This is a genomic window from Aestuariibacter sp. A3R04 (genome assembly GCF_018860805.1).
Taxonomy (GTDB): domain Bacteria; phylum Pseudomonadota; class Gammaproteobacteria; order Enterobacterales; family Alteromonadaceae; genus Alteromonas.
In genome coordinates, this window is the sequence record NZ_JAHKQR010000011.1 from 1453811 (window position 1) to 1476092 (window position 22282).

A 22282-nucleotide genomic window follows, 5' to 3' on the forward strand; every position below is an offset into this window, starting at 1 on the left:
AGGAAATAGTGATACACGATGAAAAAAATAAATACTGTACCTGAGAAGCGTTATAACTGGGTTAAGCCGATGGTTTGACCCCGAATGTAGCTTTCAGTATCCCGTTTAGGCAGGGTTAATGCCATTTGCATCGACATAGCTCGCGCCGCTTCCCGATAGATGGCAGAGAGCGGGCTATCTGGTTTATCAACGACAATAGGTTTGCCTAAATCAGCGTGTTCACGAATTTGTACGTCAAGAGGTAATGCTGCCATTAATGGAAGTCCATACCGATCTGCTAGTGCTTTGCCGCCATCTTGTGCGAACAAATAATCTTTATGCCCACAGGCAGAGCACTGATAGTAACTCATGTTTTCAATGAGGCCCACAACCGGCACGTCAACCTTTTCGAACATGGCAATGCCTTTTTTCGCATCGGCAACGGCCAAATCCTGAGGTGTGGTCACCACCACTGCAGCACTCAACGGCACCTGCTGTGCCATAGTCAACTGAATATCGCCCGTCCCCGGCGGCATATCCACAATTAAATAGTCAAGCACCGGCCACAGCGTTTCGTTCAGTATTTGTGTAAGAGCTCTGCTCGCCATAGGCCCACGCCATACCGCGGCATCGTCTTCCGGCACCAAATAACCGATGGAATTGGCCGGCATTCCCCAACCACAGATGGGCTGCATGTGCTTATTGTCGTCACTGGTAGGATTCGCATCGGCGTTTCCCAGCATAATGGGTATAGAAGGCCCGTAAATATCAGCATCTAAAATGCCTACAGAGGCACCTTCCTGCATAAGCGCAAAGGCCAGATTGACACTGGTTGTGGACTTGCCAACGCCGCCTTTCCCGGACGCTACGGCAACCACATTACGAATGTTCGTCACCGGCGCCGCTTTCGTTTCGACCCCTTCGATGCGTTGAGAAATAGCGAGCTCAACCAATTTATGCCCCGCGTTTGCAAAGCCTTGTGTAAGCACCTCTCTGACAGCGGCTTGTTGCGATTGAGCACAAAACGGTAAGGTCACCGATACACACCCTGCATCCTCACTACACCACGGTTGGGTTTGCTGTGTGGTTAAGGCATAATATTCAGCCAGAGATTCTGCCGCAATTATCGCCAGTTTGTCACCCTTGCGGGAAAAGATCATAATTCACCTTTATAATACGCTAAAGCCTATTTACGTAATGCAAAAGCGGCGCGTTTCCGCTAGTATTTGCAGCCATTTTTAACGCTTGAGAACAGAACCCACTACTATGTCTGAAAACACGTCGACTTCTGTTGCACCAGCGAATGCCAAACGTCGCATTCTGGTAACCAGTGCACTGCCGTACGCTAACGGCTCTATTCACCTCGGACATCTGCTTGAACACATTCAAACTGATATCTGGACGCGGTTTCAACGCCTGCGCGGCCACGAATGTTACAGCGTTTGTGCTGACGATGCACACGGTACACCGGTGATGCTAAAAGCCCAGGAACTGGGTATTACACCAGAAGAAATGGTAGCCCGCACCCGTGCTGAACACCATCAGGATCTGCGGGATTTCTTCGTCGAGTACGACAACTATTATGTGACTCACTCACCGGAAAACAAGGTGCTTTGTGAAACCATTTACAACCGTCTGGACGAAGCAGGCTATATCAGCAAACGTACGATCAACCAGCTGTACGACCCGCAAAAAGAAATGTTTTTGCCCGACCGTTTCGTCAAAGGTAACTGCCCAAGCTGTGGTGCAGAAGACCAAAACGGTGACAGCTGCGACGTCTGCGGCGCCACGTACAGCCCCACGGAAGTCAAAAACCCAAGAAGCGTGGTGTCTGGTGCTACCCCCGTTTTGAAAGAGTCCGAACACTTCTTTTTCGACCTGCCACAGTTTGAAGGCATGTTGAAAGAGTGGATCCGCTCAGGTGCCCTGCAAGAAGAAATGGCGAATAAACTCCAGGAGTGGTTCGAAGAAGGGCTACAACAATGGGATATCAGCCGTGACGCCCCCTACTTTGGGTTTGAAATTCCAGGCGCCCCGAATAAGTTTTTCTACGTATGGGTTGACGCCCCAGTTGGCTATATGGCCAGCTTTAAAAACTTCTGTGACAATAACGATGTCAATTTTGACGATTTCTGGCGGGCTGGCACGGATACGGAGCTATATCACTTTATCGGCAAGGATATTACCTACTTCCACTGCTTGTTCTGGCCAGCCATGCTGGAAGGCGCGGGTTACCGTAAACCCACCGGTGTAAACATTCACGGTTTCGTTACCGTAAATGGGGCCAAGATGTCTAAGTCGCGGGGGACTTTTATTAAAGGCCGAACGTACCTGGATCATCTTAACCCGGAATATCTGCGTTATTACTTTGCCTCGAAGCTAAGCGATGGCGTAACTGATATCGATTTGAACTTTACCGATTTTGCCCAGAAGGTGAATTCTGATCTGGTGGGTAAAGTAGTGAACATTGCCAGCCGGTGCGCTAGCTTTATCACCAAGCGTTTCGACGGAAAACTGTCTGATACGGTGTTGGATGAGGCTTTAATGGCACAGTTCCACCAAGCCGCCGACAGCATCGCCGCGCATTACGAAAACCGCAAATATCACCAGGCAATTCGGGAGATCATGGCGCTGGCAGACAAAGCCAATCAGTTCATTGACGCCAATGCCCCATGGGTAACTATTAAAGATGAAACCAAACAACAGTTTACCCATGATGTATGCTCGTTGGGCATTAACATGTTCCGTATTTTAGTGACCTTCTTAAAACCCGTTTTACCTGTACTGGCTGAAAAAACAGAGGCTTTTCTCAACGACTCATTGACTTGGGAAAGCTCACAGCAAGTATTGACTGGCCGTGAAATCAACAAATTCAAGGCCATGATGCAACGTATCGACATGGATAAAATTGACGCAATGGTAGAAGACTCCAAAGAAAGCCTGGCCGCAACAAGCACGCCTAAGCTCGACCCTGAAAGCCCGTTGGCGAAAGACCCCATCAGCGAAGAGATCGCCTTTGACGATTTCGCCAAAGTAGATTTGCGGATTGCCCGCATTGCCAACGCTGAGCATGTGGAGAAAGCCGACAAACTGCTCAGGCTCGAGCTTGATCTGGGCGGCGAGATCCGGCAGGTATTTGCCGGCATCAAATCGGCTTACGCGCCAGAAGATTTAATTGGCAAGCACACCGTAATGGTTGCAAACTTAGCACCGCGCAAAATGCGCTTTGGGCTATCAGAAGGCATGGTACTAGCTGCGGGCCCAGGTGGAAACGACCTGTATATTTTAGAACCCCATGACGGCGCTAAACCCGGCATGCGCGTAAAGTAATTTCAGCGACACTGCTTTTTATCTGTAAAGCCGGTTGGGTATTTGCCCGGCCGGCTTTTTTGTTCAATGGGTAAAGTACTGGTCACCCGCATACTGGCTCCTACGGCAGAAAAGTTTGGCTTCAGTTTCCAGCTAGATTTTATTGTGGTCATGGGCATAACCCGCTTGCGGGCCAGGATCACATAAACAGAGCTACACCAGGGAAAATACCGGCTGATTTTGGCTTGCCAGGTTTTAGACACCGCAATTTTACGGCGCAAAAACAACATGGAAAAAAGGATATGCCGGGTTTCGATGACTTCATAACCGAGTAAGTGAAGCCAATCTTTAACTCGTGACGAAGAAAAAAAGCGGGCATCGTGCAACAAATTCCCTCGCTTTAACGGCAAATACTTCCCTACTCCTGTCAAACTAAAAGGGTTAAAGCCACTGATGATGATGTACCCATCCTGATTTATACAACGATCAACTTCCCGAAGCACCTGATGGGGATCGTGGCAAAAATCCAGTTCATTAGCCAGTAAAAACCCATCAATACTGTTTTCCTCATAGGGAAGTTCTGTAGCCAAACTTACCACACTGGTAGCAGGTGTGGTGTATGGCGTTTGATTGATGTGATGGGTAACACTGCATTTAGAGAGATTGATTTGCGTGCTCAAGTTACCCAGTTTTACCAGGTGATAGCCAAAAATTCTCTGACTTAAGCTGTTACACACAATTTGCACCGAGCGCTGAATGGCTTCGCCTGCGGGCAGTTGCGCCCAGCGCTCCGGGTATCGGGGAGGTTTAGTGTGATAGGCAAGTTTCATTAACGTCCGATAATTTCCAGAGGTTGCAGTGGTGCTGTCAAGTTTCTATAGTATCGCATAAATCTCTCTCCACAAGCAGGTACATCATGAACAATCCGTCCGACGCGTTACCGGAAGGCATTCAGGTAACCGCTGTTCGCGCTTTTCAGGACAACTACATCTGGTGTTTACACAACAACGCCACCGTCGTCGCAGTGGATCCTGGGGACGCAGCGCCATTACTTGCCTTTTGCCGTGAGCACACACTAAAACTAGGTGCCGTGCTTATAACTCACCATCATCGCGACCACACCGGCGGTATTGCCAAACTTGCTTCAGTGTACCCAAACTTACCAGTAATTGGGCCCGCAGGAGGACATATCCGTGGAATAACGAAGTCGGTTGACGAGGGGGACGTCGTTCGTCTGCCCACACTAGGATGCGAGTTGTCTGTGATAGAGGTGCCGGGGCACACCCTCGATCACCTTGCTTTTTTTGGTCATGGCGTGGTGTTTTGCGGGGATACCCTATTTTCTGCCGGTTGTGGCCGGCTCTTCGAAGGGTCGGCTGAGCAAATGCATCATTCACTGAATAAGTTGAAGCGTTTGCCCGATAACACCCTTATATACTGTACCCATGAATATACACAGTCCAATATTCAGTTTGCCATGGCAGTAGAGCCTGGGAATTCTGCTTTGCAGGATTATGCAGATAAAGTGAATGTACGCCGGCAACAGGATAAGGCCACACTGCCTACACAAATGGCTAGAGAAAAAGCCATCAATCCTTTCCTTCGCACCCACTGTGACGAAGTTTGCCGAAGTGCTGAGGCGCACTGTGGCGCGCCCCTTGCTAACGACACAGCGGTTTTTGCCGCAATTCGTCGTTGGAAAGATGAGTTTTGATGCATTTGCCGTAAACTAAAGTTAAACTTATTTGATGTATGTTGTAACGCGAGGAAGCACAATAATGAAAAGATCACTGAGCCTACTCGCCAGTCTTTCTTTTGTTGCCGTTTTATCAGGCTGTCAGTCAACTGACTCACAAGTTGACGCCAGTAATGCCGCCAAAGAAACCAATCACGCCGACGATATCTGTGAAGTTGGTCAAACGCCAATAGATGATGAACAGGCGTGCGACCTTGCCAAAGAAGGTGTTATTGAAGTTATTCACCCTGTGGAAGACGTCGCGGACACTCTGGACGATGTCGCCGTTCCCAAAGCCCCTGCACCGGCTCCCATTGACGATGTGTGGACACGTATTAGCAACCAGTTTGCTTTTGAAGTACCTGATAATAAACGGGTTACCTTACAGAGAAACTGGTACCTGAAACACCCTGAATACATGGCCCGGGTAGTCAATCGCGCCCGCCCATTTCTGTATTACATTACCGAGGAAATCGAAAAAAGAGGCATGCCGCTGGAAATTGCCCTACTCCCCATAGTAGAAAGTGCGTTTGACCCGTTTGCATACTCCCACGGACGCGCAGCGGGTATGTGGCAGTTCATACCCGGTACCGCAAAACGATTTGGCATTCGTCAGACCTGGTGGTATGACGGCCGTCGGGATGTTATCGCCTCGACACAGGGCGCTTTGGATTACCTTACATACTTGAACGAAATGTTTGACGGCGATTGGTTACATGCACTGGCGGCCTACAACAGTGGAGAAGGCCGTGTACAGCGGGCCATTAAACGAGCAAAAGCCGCTGGGCAAAACACCGACTTCTGGTCACTGGATTTACCCCGTGAAACCCGTGCCTATGTTCCAAAACTGCTGGCGTTGGCTGATATTCTTAAAAAACGGCAAGACTACGCATTTACCTGGCCGGCTGTCGATAATGTAGAAGCCGTTACTGTGGTAGATATTGGTTCACAGGTCGACTTAGCGTTTGCCGCTGAACTTGCCGACATGAAACTCGAAGCCCTGCATGCACTAAACCCTGGCTTTAATCGCTGGGCGACCGATCCCGACGGTCCTCACCATCTGTTGTTACCCGTGAGCAAAGCCGATGGTTTTTCTGCTCAGTTGGCATCTATCGACCAACACGACAGGTTAAATTGGGTGAGACACACAGTTAAATCCGGCGACAGTTTGCTAAAGCTGGCCAAAAAATACCACACCACTGCAGCTATTATTAAGCAAATCAACGGTCTCAAATCGAATACCATTGTAATTGGCGATGCTATTATGGTCCCCGTAGCGTTAAAAGAACTGGACGCCTATTCATTGTCTCAGGATCAACGGCTCGCCTCATTGCAAAGTACCGCCCGTACCACAGTGAAGAAAACTCACAAAGTGAAATCCGGCGATACCTTGTGGGATATTTCGCGCCTGTACAACGTGAGTACCCGCGACCTGGCTAAGTGGAATGGCATGGCCCCAAACGATCCACTTATGCCTGGAAAAACACTGGTCGTATGGCAAGGCGAGAAAATTAAAAATGAAGAGAAAGGCATTGTGCGGTCTCTCACCTATACCGTTAAACCCGGAGACAGCCTGTCTCGTATAGCCAGTAAGTTTAACGTGAAAATCTCAGACATCACCGAATGGAATCAACTGAGTAAGAAAAAATATTTGCAACCCGGGCAAAAATTAAAATTGCATGTGGATGTCACAAGAACCAAAAATGTCGGGTAGCAGCATTGCATTATTCTCGTTGATGAACTTGACAATAAAATGTTGGCTGTGATTAATTGGCGATTGGCGCTGGTCAAACATCCCATTGTCCGGCAAATATGGGCCCAGAATTAACGGAAAGTACAGGTCGTTTCGGCCACGCCAATAGATGATGGCCTTGAATCACCGGCGGTGAACCAAAATGAAGCAATTGGAATTAAAAATCCCGCCCGTGGTGATATTACTACTTGGTGTTGTGATAGCGGTTGTCGATCGACTGTATTTCGGCGAATGGTTTCCAATTCACACCCTGTTTCCCGGTATTGCATTCGTTATAGCTGGAACGATGACCGGGCTAGCCGCTGTTCAGACCTTTCGCTCGGCTGCAACCTCTGTAGATCCACGTCAGCCTCACAAAGCATCATCGCTGGTTATCGAAGGAATATTTAAAGTCAGCAGAAACCCCATGTATCTCGGTTTGCTGTTTATCCAAATAGGCGTAGCACTGATATGTAGCAGTTTTGCAGGCTTGTGTTTCGCGCCGCTATTGACGGGGTACCTAACACGATTCCAAATTGTGCCTGAAGAAAGACACATGAAAGAAAAATTTGGCGAAGACTACGTTCTTTATCGCCGTCAAACCCGGCGCTGGTTGGGTCGATACAAATAACAGTACCGCAAGCACACCGTTCATTCAGCCGGTGTGCTTGCGGTAACGCCTAACTCCGGCGCCACGTAGTACCTTGTGCGCCATCTTCCAATACCACACCTAACGCAGTAAGTGCATCTCTGGCAGCATCAGCTGCAGCCCAATCTCTATTAGCCCTGGCATCATTTCGCTGTTTGATCAGAGCTTCGATATGTGCCGTTTCATCTTCACTACCACCACCTTGCAACCACGCTTGAGGCTCAGCTTGCAACACACCTAAGATAGCTCCCAACCCTTTTAAAACGGACGCAAGTCTAGCGGCTTCCTGGGTATCCATTTTTTGTTTATTTATGTCTCGAGCGACTTCAAATAATACCGACACTGCCTCTGGTACATTGAGATCATCGTTCATTGCGGCTTCAAATTTAGCCAAGTACCCACCGTAATTCAGCGGCGTACTCTCGTCAGGCGTAACATCTCTAAGTGCCGTGTACAGTCTTTCCAGCGCCGCTTTAGCCTGGGTAATATTGTCAAGCGAATAGCTCAGCTGACTGCGATAATGGGCAGACATCAAAAAGAAACGCAAGGATTCTCCATCATGCTCCTTTAACACATCTCTTAACGTAAAGAAGTTACCCAGCGACTTGGACATTTTCTCGTTGTCTACCTGCACCATACCTGTGTGCATCCAGGTATTAACATAAGGCGAATCAAACGCACAGCACGATTGGGCCACTTCATTTTCATGGTGAGGAAACGTCAAATCAGAGCCACCACCGTGAATATCAAAATGGGCTCCCAGGTGCTTGTGATTCATTGCCGAACATTCAATATGCCACCCGGGCCGCCCTTCGCCCCAGGGAGACGCCCAGCTTGGCTCGCCGGCTTTGGCTTTTTTCCATAATACAAAGTCTAAAGGGTCGTCTTTACCCGCCGCCACTTCAACCCGTGCACCAGCTTGCAATTGTTCCAAATTTTGCTTGCTCAACTTACCGTAATCAGGAAACTGGCTTACATCAAACAGCACATCGCCACTTTCGGCAACGTAAGCAAACCCTTTGGTAATTAGCGTTTCGATAACGCTAATAATTTCAGGCATGTGAGTAGTGACTCTGGGTTCAATATCTGGCGCCAGCAAATTTATCGCAGCGAAATCTTCGTGCATCATAGCGATGGTACGTTCAGTCAATGCCTGTACACTTTCACCATTTTCGTTGGCGCGGGCTATGATTTTGTCGTCGACATCGGTGATGTTTCGCACGTAGGTCACATCGAACTGTAAATGACGCAGGTAGCGCACCAGTAAATCAAAACTGAGGTAGGTTCTGGCATGGCCCATGTGACTGAGGTCGTACACCGTAATACCACACACATAAAGCCCCACTTTTCCTTCCTTGAGCGGAACGAAAGGCGCTTTTTCACGAGTGCGGGTATTGTATAGGTGTAGCATGGTCTTCCTCTGTCTTCTATGTATAAGTAAATTCGGGCGAAAGTGTAGCACTACCGGCCCTCGCCGCACAGGTTTTGCCGTGTTTTATCAGCGAATAATTTCACTTAACGTTGAAATCAGCTACCATTAGCCCACTTTTAAACGCCGTAGATATTAAATAAGGGGCGCAACATGGTTACCTTAAAAACCAACTTTGGGGATATCACCCTCGAACTCTTCGCTGACAAAGCACCAGCTACCGTTGAGAATTTCCTCAATTACGTAAAGGAAGGCTTCTACGACAACACAATTTTTCACCGCGTAATTGACGGTTTTATGATCCAGGGTGGCGGTTTTACTGCCGATATGGAACAGAAAGCCACTAACGCACCTATCGCGAATGAAGCCAACAATGGTGTTGCTAATGACGCAGGCACCATTGCAATGGCGCGTACGAACGATCCTCATTCTGCTACTGCACAGTTTTTTATCAACATAAAAGACAACGATTTTCTGAACTTCTCCAGTGAATCAGTTAACGGTTGGGGCTATTGTGTATTCGGCAAAGTGTCAGAAGGTATGGACGTCGTAGAAAAAATCAAAAACGTTAAAACCGGTACTAGCGGCTTCCACCAAGACGTGCCAGAAGAGCCAGTAATCATCGAATCTGCGGTTATTGCAGAATAATCGCTGCATAAGGGTGGTATCTCGCCACCCTCCAATTGTTGTACAACACCATGTCGTTTACCTATTTTATTGCCGATTTACACCTCAGCGATGACCGCCCGGATATCACCGCTTGTTTACTGACATTCTTACAGCGGGATGCGCCTCAAGCCGAGGCTCTTTACGTGTTAGGCGATCTATTTGAGGTATGGATTGGCGATGACAATGTCACACCTTTTAATGAGCAAATAGCCGCCGCGTTTAAGCAGGTCAGTTTACATACCCCTGTGTATTTTATTCACGGAAATCGTGACTTTGCCATTCGCAAGGGCTGGGCGACAAAAGCCGGTATGACATTGTTAAACGAGCAAGAAGTCATTTCGCTGTACGGCACACCGACACTCATCACCCATGGCGACGAATTGTGCACTAAAGACGTGGCTTATCAAAAATTCAGAAAAAAAAGCCGGGGATGGTGGTGGCCGCGCCTGATGCTCGCACTGCCTCTGTGGTATCGCCGGCGAGTTGCAGAAAATGGCCGTAAAAAGAGTAAGCTGAATCAACAAGGCCTCAGACCTGATATAATGGATGTCACACCAGAGGAAGTAGAACGAGTAATGGCAAAGTATCAGGTGAAGCAGCTGATCCACGGTCATACACATCGTCCGAATATTCATACCCTAAACGTAAACGGCGAACCGGCAACGCGGATCGTTCTCGGCGACTGGTACGATCAGGGTTCAATTCTCAAAGTCAGTGCTCAGAGTATCACCCTTGAGCGCCGGGATTTTGCGAAAAGAAATTAGTCCTGGGCGGTTAGTTGATTGTTCAATTAATACAAACGCGATAATACTGCGTCGAAAATGAAGCTATCGTTCCGCATCATGTTCAATTGGCAAAAAAACCAGTATATTCATATTAATCAGAGCGTTATGTTATAACAAATCAATATAAATCTGTCATCCTTTCGCCATAAATCATTCATTTATCGTTAACCATACTGTCACAGAGCTCTCCTAGGCTACGTTCTGACCCAGGCTAGGGACGTCTGCTACTGACATCTGGAACAGAAGGTCCACACACCCCTTCTGGCCCCTCGCCCAACCTGATGGCTACCGGCTGAACTTTACATCAACGCCGATAATGACAACAAAATTAGGAATATCTGAAATGAAATTTAACTGGAAAGCTTCTGTCAGTGCACTGGCATTGGCGGTTTCTTCTGGTTTGCAGGCCGATGTTTTACCTGCACATCAGAGCGAAAGCCCCTGGTTCACAGACGCACAAACCAAAATTGCTTCTAAGCTTGAAACGACAAACAATTTCAAGGCGAAAAACGTGATCCTTTTCGTTGGCGATGGTATGGGAATTTCTACCCTGACTGCGTCACGGATCCGAAAAGGGCAACTGGCCGGTCATCCTGGAGAGGAAGGTTACCTGGCCTGGGAAGCGTTTCCAGGTACAGCGCTGGTTAAAACGTACAACGTCGATGCACAAACGCCCGACTCTGCAGGTACCATGACAGCGATGATGTCGGGGTTAAAAACAGATGTGGGTGTTATTGGTGTTGACGCTGACATAGAGCGTGGAGAATGTGCCACGGTCGCAGGCAACGAAGTTATTACTGCACTGGAACTCGCTGAAATTAAAGGCCTGTCTACCGGTGTTGTATCAACGGCGCGTATTACTCACGCCACACCAGCAGCCACTTACGCTAAGTCGGCTGATCGCAACTGGGAAGATATCTCAGATATGCCAGAAGAAGCGATCGCCGCAGGTTGTGTAGATATCGCTGACCAATTAGTACATTTTGAACAATTCCTCGAAGCACGCTACTCAGGTATCGATGTGGATGGCATTGATGTAGCAATGGGCGGTGGCCGCCGTCACTTTTTGCCTAAAGATGCTGCTTTTAACAGCAACGATGCAGTGAGTGAAGTGGAAGGTGACCGCACTGACGAGCGCGACCTTACAGCCGAATGGCAGGCAATGTACGACGATGGCGTCTACGTGACAGACAAAGCAGGCTTTGAGGCAATTGATGCAGCTTCAACAACTCGTTTGCTGGGTTTGTTCAATGAATCTCACATGCAGTATGATGCCGATCGCGAAAACGATGTAGCCGGTGAACCATCTATTGCGGAAATGACAGATAAAGCCATTGATATTCTCGACAACAACGAGAAAGGCTATTTCCTGATGGTAGAATCGGGACGTATCGACCACGCGCACCACGCGGGCAATGCCTCCGGTGCTCTGTCCGACACCTTGGCGTTTGAAGCGGCTATTCAGGCTGCAATCGATGCCACAGACCCTTCAGAAACCCTGATCCTGGTTACCGCTGATCACGGTCACGTATTTACCATTGCTGGTTATCCCAAACGCGGTAACCCCATTCTTGGCAAGGTGGTTAATGTCGGCGCAGATGATGCCGCTGAAGCTGCTGACGGCATGCCCTACACTACCGTTGGCTACATGAATGGTATTGGTTTCGCCGACTTGGGCACAGAGACCGACTCAGACGCTGTGTATGCAGAAGACGTCAACGCCGGTCGCATGGACTTATCTGCCGTTGACACCACCGCAGCAGGCTATCACCAGGAAGCCCTGATCCCACTGTCGTCTGAAACGCATTCGGGTGAAGATATCGCGCTGCATGGCATGGGACCAGGTAGTCAGCTTATTCAAGGTGTCATTGAGCAAAGTGTTGTATTCCACCTGATTAACCAGTCTTTAGGACTGATTGAAGAATAATAAAGAGGACATCATGAAAGTATTTAAATATAGCCTTATAGCACTGGCCTTGGCGGGCCTGACCGCGTGTTCTCTTGACGGCGACGACGGCGAAGATGGCGCAGCAGGTCAAAATGGCAACAACGGTCTAAACAGCCTTACCGTACAAACAGAACTGGCGATGGGCGATGCCAACTGCCCCAATAGTGGCGTGCGCATCGACTCAGGACTCGATACAGACAGTGACGACACCTTGGCGGATTCAGAGATCACTGCGACCAGTTATGTCTGCGTACCCGCCGAAACTTCTGTTTCCACGGATCAACTGCTCACCAGTCTTAACAACGACTACTTTGTATCGGGTCAAGCAGAAATCGAAACTGCCAAAAACACCTGGTTACGTGCCACCGGCACAGCTTCCACAAATGACGTACAAAGCACAACTTCACAAAGTGGAGTAACTAAACACGCTTCAGTTGAAGCGGCAGTAGCTTCATTAAAGGGCAAAGCCAAAAACGTAATTCTCTTCGTTGGCGATGGTATGGGCGTATCTACCGTCACGGCGGCTCGGATTCTTGAAGGACAAATGAACGGCGAAAGTGGTGAAGAAAATCAACTTAGCTTCGATCGTTTCCCGTTTGCAGGACTTTCAAAAACCTACAACGTCGATGCCCAAACGCCAGATTCTGCTGGCACCATGACAGCAATGATGAGTGGCGTAAAAACAGATGTTGGCGTAATTGGTGTTGATGAGAACATCGAACGTGGAGACTGCAGCACTGTAGCTGGCAGTGAGCTTGTCACCGCATTGGAACTGGCTGAACTGGCGGGTAAATCCACCGGTATTATTTCTACTGCCCGAATTACCCATGCCACACCTGCAGCGACCTATGCCAAATCAGCTGACCGCAATTGGGAAGATATCTCAGATATGCCTGCCGATGCCGTTGACGCTGGCTGCACCGACATTGCATCACAGTTAATTAGCTTTGAAGCAGATATGGAAGCCCGTTTTGACGGCGCAGACGTAGATGGCATCGAAGTGATAATGGGCGGCGGTCGCCGTCACTTTTTGCCAAAAGATGCTGCGTTTAACAGTCCGGATGCATCAAGCAGCGTTGAAGGTGACCGCACTGACAATCGCGACCTGACGGCGGAATGGACAAGCCTGTATCCCAATGGCAGATACATCTACGATCAATCTGGCTTTGACGGGTTAAACACAGAAACCACAGAACGCGTATTTGGTTTATTTAACGAGTCTCATATGCAATACGAAGCTGATCGCAGCAATGATATTGCCGGTGAGCCTTCCATCAGCGAGATGACTGAAACCGCAATTAAAATCCTCGACAACAACGACGACGGTTTCTTCCTGATGGTTGAATCTGGACGCATTGACCATGCCCACCATGCGGGCAACGCTTACGGAGCATTAACTGACACCATCGCGTTGTCAGAAGCCGTTGCCGTTGCCGATGAGCTCACCAATGATGACGATACCCTCATTATTGTTACCGCCGACCACGGTCACGTTTTCACCATTGCCGGTTATCCGAAACGGGGTAACCCCATTTTGGGCAAAGTGGTAAATGTGGGAGCTGATGAACCCGCTTCGGCAGCGGACGGTATGCCATACACCACTGTTGGCTACATGAACGGTTTAGGCTTCCGTGACCTGGGTGACGAAACTGACGCTGATGAAGGCTACGGTTACGCCGTTGACGCCGGACGCAAGGATCTTAGCGACGTAGACACCACTACACCGGGGTACCACCAAGAAGCGTTGATCCCGCTGTCTTCTGAAACCCATTCTGGTGAAGACGTGGGTATTTACGCAAAAGGACCCGGAGCGTTTCTCGTTAACAGCACCAACGAGCAAAGCGTCATTTTCCATGTTATGGACTTCGCAGGTGACCTCATCGGAGAGGCCGAAGCGGCAATAGAGTAATCATACCAAGCTGTATGGGCGCGCATCTGCGCGCCCTTGTTCTAAAACAAGGCACCAACTAATGAGAAAAATACTTCTGCTACTTATTACACTTTCCGGCACATTCAGCGCTACGGCCCAACAAGCCGATAACAAGATCCCCTCGCAATGTGTTGAACAACAACAATGGATGAAAGCAGACTTTGTAATATCCGAACAGCGCGCAGACAAGGTACTCAAACGCTCTCTCACATTGTGGAGAAAGCCCAATGTGGTTGCTCACCAATACGCGCAACAACAGATTACCCAGATGTGGGAACACGTGAATCAACGTGTTAAAGCAACGCGTTTTTTCGACGCCCATGAACGGGCTATAGAATATCAACCTGGTGAAACCATTCACGGTCACACAGACAACAATTGGCCCTATCGCTACCAGTTAATAAAACCTGGTTTTTTAGCGTCGCTGGAAAAAACGCGTACCGAGGGAGAGGGCTGCGCCTTGGAAGAATATTACAGTGGTAATATCGGTAATGACTCTGTTTCCGTGGTTTGGCTGCCAGCCATGAAGTTACTCAAGGCTATGACCGTTGGCAAAAACCACCGTGAAGTACGCTGGTCACTGCAGCAATTAGCTCATGACCAACCTGCTATCCGTGCTTTTTTCACCAAACGCGCTGATTTTCAAAGCACAGATTTTGCTGATATCGGCGATGACCATACCGATCCATTCTTAACGAACATGGTACATCAGGGTTTTATCGAACCCGCTGCATCAGGCTTTTACGATGTCAACGGCACAGCGATCGAGGGGTCTGGCCACAGCCATTAATTACAATTTATCAGTACAGGAAGCAGGCCTACAGATTGCAATTGATTAGGGTTGTGGTATAAACCTTAGGCTGATTCTTCATCACGGACGGTGAACGTATGTCTGTTTTCTTACTCAATGATGCCAACTTTCTTTTTACCTCAGCACTTTGCATTGTAGTGCTACTTTTCTTATTAGAAGCCGCGGGCCTGCTTTTTGGCACCAGTTTTCTTGGCATTTTCGATGATCTCCCCGAAGTCGACACCGATCCAGAAGTGCTAACAGGCCTATCTGCATTAACGAACTGGTTAGCATTAAACAAATTACCGGTTATGGTTTGGTTTATCCTGTTTTTAACCATATTTGGTATTACCGGTATTGGTTTTAATATGGCATATACGAGTTATGTGTCTGACGGTTTCATTCCCCCTGTGTTGGGTGTCCCGCTGGCGATGATTGCCGCTCTGCCCCTTACTGGCAGGTTAGGAGGGCTGCTGGCCAGGCTTCTTCCGAAAAATGATTCATCCGCTTTAAAGGCTGATGAATTTGCGGGCTCTGTAGCCGTAATTACCATTGGCATCGCCAGATCGGGTAGCCCCGCCGAGGCAAAATTTACCGACCACCATGCTCAACCGCATTACGTACTGGTTGAACCCTTTGAACCACACGATACGTTTAACACTGGCGACAAGGTTATCCTTGTGAAGAAAACACAACATAGCTGGCTCGCCACACGCTACGTGTAAATCTGCAGTAAAAAGGAAGTAGTGATATGGAAACTTATACAAATAATAACCTGCCAGTAGTGCTAATTATTGCCGCAATTGTGGTGATTGCGCTCATGACTATTGGTTTGATATTCGCAAAACTGTACAAACGGGCCACGAAGGAAACCGCGTTTGTGAGAACAGGGCTTGGGGGCGAAAAAGTCATTAAGGATGGAGGTGCAATTGTCCTTCCTGTGGTGCATGAAATCATTCCGGTAAATATGAATACCCTTCGTATTGAGGTGGAAAAAACCCAGAAAGACGCACTGATCACCAAAGATCGCATGCGCGTAGATGTAAAAGCCGATTTCTATCTGCGGGTTGCGCCAAATGAAAGCGGTATATCAATGGCAGCACAAACCCTGGGTACCAGAACCACCCGAGCAGAAGAAGTCAAGAAGCTCATGGAATCGAAATTTGTTGATGTTCTGCGCGCGGTGGCAGCGGAAATGACCATGACGGAAATGCATGAACAACGGGCTGACTTTGTTCAAAAGGTACAGCAAAGTGTAGCAAACGACTTAGAGAAAAACGGCCTGGAATTGGAATCAGTCAGTTTGACGGGCTTTGACCAGACGGACCTGGAATTCTTCAACGAAAATAACGCGTTTGACGCAGAGGGCCGCGCCAGACTTGCTAAAATTATCGAGGAGAAGCGCAAAGAAACCAACGACATTCAGCAAGAAAACCGCATAAAAATCGAAACCCGCAACCTCGACGCAGAGAAAGAATCCCTCAACATCAGACGTGAAGAAGAAGAAGCCCGTCTGACACAAGAGCAAGTTTTACAATTTAAACGTCAGGAACAAAAAGCTGAGATTGCAAAACAACGGGAACAAAAAGAGCAGGAAGAGCGTGAAGCCGCTATTGCCAAAGAACGGGCCATTGAAACTGCGGAAATTGAAAAATCCAGAGAACTAGAAACACAAGAAATCGCCAAGCGAAAGGCCTTAGAACAAGCTCGAATTCTTCAGCAACAAGAGATTGAAGTTGCAGAACAGATTAAACAAATTGCCGTTGCGACAAAATCTGAAGAAGAGTCTGCTGCCCGAGCCAAAGCTGCAGAAGCTGAGAAAACCAAAGTAGAGAAAGAAGAAGCGGTGACGACTGCAAGACAGGTTGCAGATGCGAAACGTCGCATGGAAATCGAAGTTATTGACGCTCGCAAAGAAGCAGAGCGGGAAGCGGTGGGGATCACTGTCGAAGCACAAGCGAAAAGAGAAGCGGCGGAAAATGCTGCAGAAGCGATTCTCACAGAAGCCAAAGCCACTGCAGATGCCAAAATGCTGCAGGCTGAGGCCGATGAAAAAGTACTGGCCGTTGAGGCCGCCGGTAAACAAGCGCTTTATGATGCGGAAAACACACTAAAAAATGAGCAAATTGATTTGCAAAAATCCATGGCCATACTCAAGGTATTGCCAGAAATTATTGCCAATGCAGTAAAACCGCTGGAAAATATTGATGGAATTAAAATTCTACAGGGCTACGGCACGGGCAATCTGTCTTCTGCCGACGGTACAATAAGTAGCGGAAATGGTAGCATGGCCGATCAGGTAACTCAGGCTGCACTGAATTATCGCGCAAACGCACCGGTTGTTGATGCATTACTTCGCGAAGTGGGATTAGTAGATAAGCAATCCGGTACCTTGTCCGACCTGGTGAAAGGACAAAGCGATTTACTCACCCCAACATCCGTAGACAGCGAGACGCAAAACCCGCCTAGCCCAGGGAAAGATCAGTAGCTCCCTTGAGTATTCCCCTTTTAACAGAACATAAAGTAAATAAAAAGCAGCGCACTGGCGCTGCTTTTTTGCTGTATCGTCCTACTTCTTTCTGCCTATAAACATTGGTGTTTGAGCTTTAAACTTCGCTACCAATTGTTGTAACATTTTGTTCTGTTTTGCAGATATCCAACCGGCCGGTATAGCCATTTCACTAACCACAATCATTGATGCCATGCCATCAACAACTTCGCCACGACTGACAGAACGGGTGTAATGTCCTAATTCGTGTTGCAAGTTCAATGAGCCGGGATACAGGTTAATATCCCACGCTGCAGGCCATTGAAAGGAATAGGTTGTTACAACCTTACTACCGGGAAAAAAGTGCGCGTATTCACTGTTATTATTATCGATAGTGCCCAACTCATAGCTGATCCAAGCATCAATCTCCTGCAAATCAATCTCCTGGGAAGGGTCGAAATAGGATGGAAACACACTTTGCGTTTGTGATGATAGCCCAGCAGATAGCTGGTCTGAACCCGTGAACACAACGCTTGTCTCATCACCGCTGCCCACTACATCTTCATAGAGTTCGATTCCCCACTCTTCACGTTCGTCTTCGCTTTTACCGAGCAAGCTATCTCTGATTTCAGATTCGTACTCACCGCCGTACTCTACAATTTGGTCTTCACGCTGCCCACCGTCTTCCGTTAGAGTAATGGTCGAAGTAACGGTAAGCTTGTAACGGTATGTGTCGGCATGCAGGTTAGTCAGTGAACTATCACTATACAACGGTAAAGACACTTTATTTTGGATCCAATCTGATACCTGCTCCCAGGCGGTACTCACATCTGTTGGGTCAAGGCAATATTGACTCCCATCTAAGGCGAAACACGCAACAACATGATCAAATAACGTAACTGCAGGGAGTAGCACATTTTCTACGCTCATCCTGTCAGTATTCACCAATACCGGTTCCGCTGTTATCCCCAACTCACTGAGCATCGCAATGAGAAGGCTGGTTTTGTCTTTGCAATCACCATAGCGCTCAGCCAACGTACTTGCTGCGCTGTGAGGAACATAGGCGTGATCGGCTTCGGACATAGACACATACCGAATATCCTGGGCAACGAAACTAAATACCGAGGCAATTTTTTGTTCTATCGTCTCGTCATATTTTGTAAGCTGCACAACCTGTTGTCGAATGTCAGGCACCGAGGTTTGAGCCTGCTTGAAACCTTTAGCGATGACTTGGCGAACCCTGTCCCATGAGTTAATGGTACTGACCGTGACACTACCCAGCTCATCGTCCCATTCCACCACATCATCAGTGTGTACCGGTGGAATATTTTCACCCGTACATACAACCCGCCGATTATCCTGGTCACAATGCACAAACTCACTGTTTACACTGTGATATACAGGTGAGGCATCCTCCCATGAAATACTAAAGTGATACGAAAGAAAATCCGCGTGACGCTGGGGGTAACTAATATATGACCAGACACCTTCCAACGCCGCGAGAGATTCTTCCACTGTATACTTGATCACGGTGACGCCGCCCTCTTCCAACCCCGGGTAAGACACCACCACTTGCTTGGTGTCGGAGAAAGAATTGTATGCGTCAGTGTCGAGTATCTTTACGTGTTTGTCTTCGGCCCACCGCACAGCACCTGCCGGAGACACTGATGCTGCAGAAACGACCTCTAGCAACTCAAATCCCTGGCGAAAGTAAATCGATTCGTATCCGCTATCTTGTACCAGAGTTTTAGTGGGGTAATACCAGATATCCGTTACCGTGGTGACGACTTTATCTCGACCAACATGGATGTCTGTTTTGGTCAGCAAACTGGTTAACGAATCGGGCTTCGTTTTCAGGGCAGCCATTCTCGCAATTGCATCGTTTACCAAAGACGGATCCTGTTGCATTGCACACACATGGGCGTGTAACCCATAAAAAACCAAAGCAACCCAAACTAAGCGCTTATTGATCATGATTGACAAGCCCCTGTGCATCGTTAACGAAGGCCTTTTTATAGTCGTCAAGTTCAATGGTAGTAATTGCCAGGTAACCCGTTACCTCTATCAGCGAATTCTCTCCCTCTATCACAGTTGCAAGATAAACTTCTGCGTCGAGCCCTTGCTTACTTTCACACACTATGTCAGCCCGTAAAAACAAGGTTTGCTGATAAAAAGAAGTATGAGATTCACAGCTAGGTTCAATCAATGCGCCAGTAAACTCTTCCAGCCTTGACTGGGCAATATCGTTAAATTCATGGTCGCCGCTATCGTAATAAAACACGCTATACCACATGTCGTCTAATGGCCCATCTAATTCAAAAATCGCGCTGCCATCAGACTGAGTACCAATGTCCGTAATCACCCAGTCTGACTGTGTCAACGTCAGAGAAAAACGGTTGTCGATGTCATGGACTACTGCACCCGTCGGCACTTTTTCGGCCAGAACTCTATCTAGGCTTTGCCATATAAAGTAGCCATACACGATAACCATCACCGGTAAAAGCACGGTAACGATAATCCATTCTGGAACGTTGTAACCCGACGCACGATACATGGCGCTATGATGTTTGAACTTTGAACGCAATGAGTTCAACCGCCGATACAAAGGGAAGTACAGTAAAATGTAAATAACAAAGACAAACAAGTTGATAGCCAAAGTGGTAGCAATGAACTCCACCGCGATGAAGTACATCCCCACACCAAAGGTGAGGAACATCCACGCGTATTCCTGTGCTCTCGTCCATCCAGAAAGGTTAACTTTTTGCTCTGCAACGCGCAGTTTCGAAAAGAAAAGTGGAAAAGCCACGGGCTGGACTAATGCAAATAAGGGAACAAAAAACCACAGAAAAGGCGTGAGTGACTGCCCAGTAATACGTTTGATATCACGGGCGGCAAAAGCGAACCAAACGGAGATAGAAATACTGACAGTACTCAACGCCAGCAAACTTTCGAGGATAGCAGACCGCGACGGTGCCGTTACCGTCTCTTCTGGTGATGACATACAACCAGTCCTTTAGTTACAGGGGATCCCACTGTGAAATTTAAAATCGTCATCGGGTGATAAGATCAGATTTTCTTCAACACGGCAGAAATACTGCACACGTTGAGAAATATCCTCACCGGCTATGTCACCTGCCAGAGTTAAATAATCTTGGTAATGCCTGGCCTCAGAACGAAGCAGAGAAATGTAAAAATCCCCCAGGCGCTTGTCGACGTGAGGCGCCAATTTGGCAAAACGTTCACAAGAACGGGCTTCTATAAAAGCCCCGCATATCAACTTGTCAATCAATGCTTCTGGCTCATATGTACGAACTTCGCGCAACATGCCACGGGCATAACGACTTGAACCTATGGATTCGTAAGCGATACCAAACATATCCATTATCTCTAATACTTGATAAAAGTGATGTAATTCCTCTTTTATCAGTAGCACCATTTTGTCGATTAAATCCTGCCCATAAGGCGTACCCGATCTGGGAAGCATAGATTTGTTCAGTTTTTGGTGATTTGCGAGTTCGCGCCAATCACCGACCTTTCTGTAGGTAAAATCTTCGAATGGCTTCAGCCAAGCCAACAGTGCGTCGCCACTTTCTTTGTCAACTGCGTACTTGCGGATAAGGTACATAGCAGACTGGGCAGCCTTCAACTCACACACCAAGTGATCTAACAGTACAACCGGCAGGTTGTCTTTTTTAACGGCTTCCTGCAACCATTCGTCCGGCGTTTCACAACCCAGAAAATCAAAAATAGGGGCTAATAATGTTTCCAACTCTGTTACTCAGCTACACGTTACTTCGCTTTCTCTGAGAAGAAAGCGCTTGGTTAAACCACCATCATAACACAGTTCATTCTGAGGTTGGATTTCAGAAGTTCCGGCTACATCTCAACGAAACCCATGTGGCACAAAAGCAAAACAATACCTCAGTATCAAGCCAAAAACATATCTATTAGCCGTCTCATATCAATTATCAACAACTTTTTTGTGTAAATATTCTTCAATACATTCATAACGTTGGGTAACGCTCAACCAATATGAGCAATTATTAATCAATTTTGTATTGACGTAGCATTGAACATCATACAAACTCAATGTAAAGAAAATGTTAAAAATTAAAACAATTGATAACAAAAGCGGTATTTAAAAATACATTGTAGTCATTAGGAATAAAGGTGAAAGTATGATTTTGAATCACTTGCTCGGCATTTATACTCATCCCCGTGAAGAGTGGCAGGATATTGATAAAAGGCATGAGAGCTATTTTTACCCCCTGAGCCACATTGCTATTATTGCCCTTATTCCAGCCATCGTTACTTATTATTCCGGGGCCCACATTGGATGGAGTATCGGTGCAGGCGATCTAATTAAATTAACTGATCAAAGCGCAGCAATGTTAGGTGTAGGTATGTACTTCGGCCTTATCGCCGGTGTACTTGTACTGTCTTATATGATTCACGAACTGGCTAATGCGTTTGATGCAAAGCCTAATTTCACTCAATCTCTCGACCTGGCGGCCTATACAGCAACGCCGCTGTTTATGACCGGGGTTGCAGGTTTGTACCCTGAACTATGGTTTGTCATGCTCATAGGTCTGGTCGGCCTGTCTTACTCTGTTTATTTGCTGTACTCCGGTACGCCCATCATGATGCACATACCCGATGGGAAAGGTTTCATATATGCCAGTTCTGTAGTGACGTGCGGACTGGTGTTATTGGCCATTTTAATGGCTAGCACCGTGATTATGTGGAGTATGGGCTTCGGCCCTGTATACGTTCATTAAATCACACATTTCATTCCATATCCGAAAGCAAAAGCCGCTCTTACGAGCGGCTTTTTATATG

General features: G+C 47.6%; 18 protein-coding genes. 12 read left to right on the forward strand and 6 right to left on the reverse strand.

Annotated elements, in window-relative coordinates:
- Positions 1-50: 50 nt before the first annotated feature.
- The gene (gene apbC, locus KO518_RS15890; RefSeq protein ID WP_216026763.1) at positions 51-1139 is read right to left on the reverse strand and encodes an iron-sulfur cluster carrier protein ApbC; all 1089 of its coding nucleotides are present in this window, start codon (positions 1137-1139) and stop codon (positions 51-53) included.
- 106 nt (positions 1140-1245) lie between these two features.
- Here apbC and metG point away from each other — a divergent pair, with 106 nt between their 5' ends.
- On the forward strand, positions 1246-3309 hold the full coding sequence (gene metG, locus KO518_RS15895; RefSeq protein WP_216026764.1) for a methionine--tRNA ligase: 2064 nt from the start codon (positions 1246-1248) through the stop codon (positions 3307-3309).
- Positions 3310-3311: 2 nt separating this feature from the next.
- Here the strand turns inward: metG and KO518_RS15900 are convergent, their stop codons facing one another.
- A complete protein-coding gene (locus KO518_RS15900; protein WP_216026765.1) occupies positions 3312-4118 on the reverse strand; it encodes a methyltransferase domain-containing protein in 807 nt (268 codons plus the stop codon).
- A gap of 86 nt (positions 4119-4204) precedes the next feature.
- Between KO518_RS15900 and gloB the strand changes: the two genes are divergently transcribed.
- The 3 genes from gloB (at position 4205) to KO518_RS15915 (ending at position 7386) form a co-directional block, all read left to right on the forward strand.
- Complete coding sequence (gene gloB, locus KO518_RS15905) at positions 4205-5002, forward strand: hydroxyacylglutathione hydrolase (protein WP_216026766.1); 798 nt, start codon at positions 4205-4207, stop codon at positions 5000-5002.
- A 64-nt stretch (positions 5003-5066) separates the two neighbouring features.
- Entirely contained in the window at positions 5067-6737 is a 1671-nt protein-coding gene (locus KO518_RS15910) for a LysM peptidoglycan-binding domain-containing protein (protein WP_216026767.1), read from the forward strand.
- A 181-nt stretch (positions 6738-6918) separates the two neighbouring features.
- Positions 6919-7386 carry an isoprenylcysteine carboxylmethyltransferase family protein gene (locus KO518_RS15915; RefSeq protein WP_216026768.1) on the forward strand — a complete coding sequence of 156 codons (468 nt, stop codon included), beginning with the start codon at positions 6919-6921 and terminating at the stop codon, positions 7384-7386.
- Positions 7387-7435: 49 nt separating this feature from the next.
- Here the strand turns inward: KO518_RS15915 and cysS are convergent, their stop codons facing one another.
- Positions 7436-8815 (reverse strand): cysteine--tRNA ligase, encoded by a 1380-nt coding sequence (cysS, locus tag KO518_RS15920; RefSeq protein WP_216026769.1) that lies wholly within the window; start codon positions 8813-8815, stop codon positions 7436-7438.
- 171 nt (positions 8816-8986) lie between these two features.
- On the opposite strand from cysS, the gene KO518_RS15925 reads away from it, so the two are divergent.
- The 7 genes from KO518_RS15925 to KO518_RS15955 all read left to right on the forward strand — a co-directional run bounded on the left by KO518_RS15925 (position 8987) and on the right by KO518_RS15955 (position 17443).
- Positions 8987-9481, forward strand: coding sequence for a peptidylprolyl isomerase (locus KO518_RS15925; RefSeq protein WP_216026770.1), 495 nt, complete (start codon positions 8987-8989; stop codon positions 9479-9481).
- 50 nt (positions 9482-9531) lie between these two features.
- Positions 9532-10266 carry a UDP-2,3-diacylglucosamine diphosphatase gene (lpxH, locus tag KO518_RS15930; RefSeq protein WP_216026771.1) on the forward strand — a complete coding sequence of 245 codons (735 nt, stop codon included), beginning with the start codon at positions 9532-9534 and terminating at the stop codon, positions 10264-10266.
- A 364-nt stretch (positions 10267-10630) separates the two neighbouring features.
- The gene (locus tag KO518_RS15935; protein WP_216026772.1) at positions 10631-12214 is read left to right on the forward strand and encodes an alkaline phosphatase; all 1584 of its coding nucleotides are present in this window, start codon (positions 10631-10633) and stop codon (positions 12212-12214) included.
- Between the two features lie 13 nt (positions 12215-12227).
- A complete protein-coding gene (locus KO518_RS15940; protein ID WP_216026773.1) occupies positions 12228-14144 on the forward strand; it encodes an alkaline phosphatase in 1917 nt (638 codons plus the stop codon).
- Between the two features lie 61 nt (positions 14145-14205).
- On the forward strand, positions 14206-14955 hold the full coding sequence (locus KO518_RS15945; RefSeq protein ID WP_216026774.1) for a hypothetical protein: 750 nt from the start codon (positions 14206-14208) through the stop codon (positions 14953-14955).
- Positions 14956-15053: 98 nt separating this feature from the next.
- Positions 15054-15680 carry an OB-fold-containig protein gene (locus tag KO518_RS15950; RefSeq protein ID WP_216026775.1) on the forward strand — a complete coding sequence of 209 codons (627 nt, stop codon included), beginning with the start codon at positions 15054-15056 and terminating at the stop codon, positions 15678-15680.
- A 26-nt stretch (positions 15681-15706) separates the two neighbouring features.
- Positions 15707-17443, forward strand: coding sequence for a flotillin family protein (locus tag KO518_RS15955; protein ID WP_216026776.1), 1737 nt, complete (start codon positions 15707-15709; stop codon positions 17441-17443).
- Positions 17444-17524: 81 nt separating this feature from the next.
- Here the strand turns inward: KO518_RS15955 and KO518_RS15960 are convergent, their stop codons facing one another.
- From KO518_RS15960 to miaE, 3 genes are read right to left on the reverse strand one after another with little or no spacing between them, the layout of a single operon-like run.
- Positions 17525-19417, reverse strand: coding sequence for a DUF3857 domain-containing protein (locus tag KO518_RS15960; RefSeq protein WP_216026777.1), 1893 nt, complete (start codon positions 19415-19417; stop codon positions 17525-17527).
- Positions 19407-20444, reverse strand: coding sequence for a hypothetical protein (locus KO518_RS15965; protein WP_216026778.1), 1038 nt, complete (start codon positions 20442-20444; stop codon positions 19407-19409). Before KO518_RS15965 ends, KO518_RS15960 begins: the two co-directional genes overlap by 11 nt.
- A gap of 12 nt (positions 20445-20456) precedes the next feature.
- A complete protein-coding gene (miaE, locus tag KO518_RS15970; RefSeq protein ID WP_216026779.1) occupies positions 20457-21212 on the reverse strand; it encodes a tRNA isopentenyl-2-thiomethyl-A-37 hydroxylase MiaE in 756 nt (251 codons plus the stop codon).
- 409 nt (positions 21213-21621) lie between these two features.
- Here miaE and KO518_RS15975 point away from each other — a divergent pair, with 409 nt between their 5' ends.
- Positions 21622-22221 carry a Yip1 family protein gene (locus KO518_RS15975; RefSeq protein WP_216026780.1) on the forward strand — a complete coding sequence of 200 codons (600 nt, stop codon included), beginning with the start codon at positions 21622-21624 and terminating at the stop codon, positions 22219-22221.
- The last annotated feature ends 61 nt before the right edge of the window (positions 22222-22282 follow it).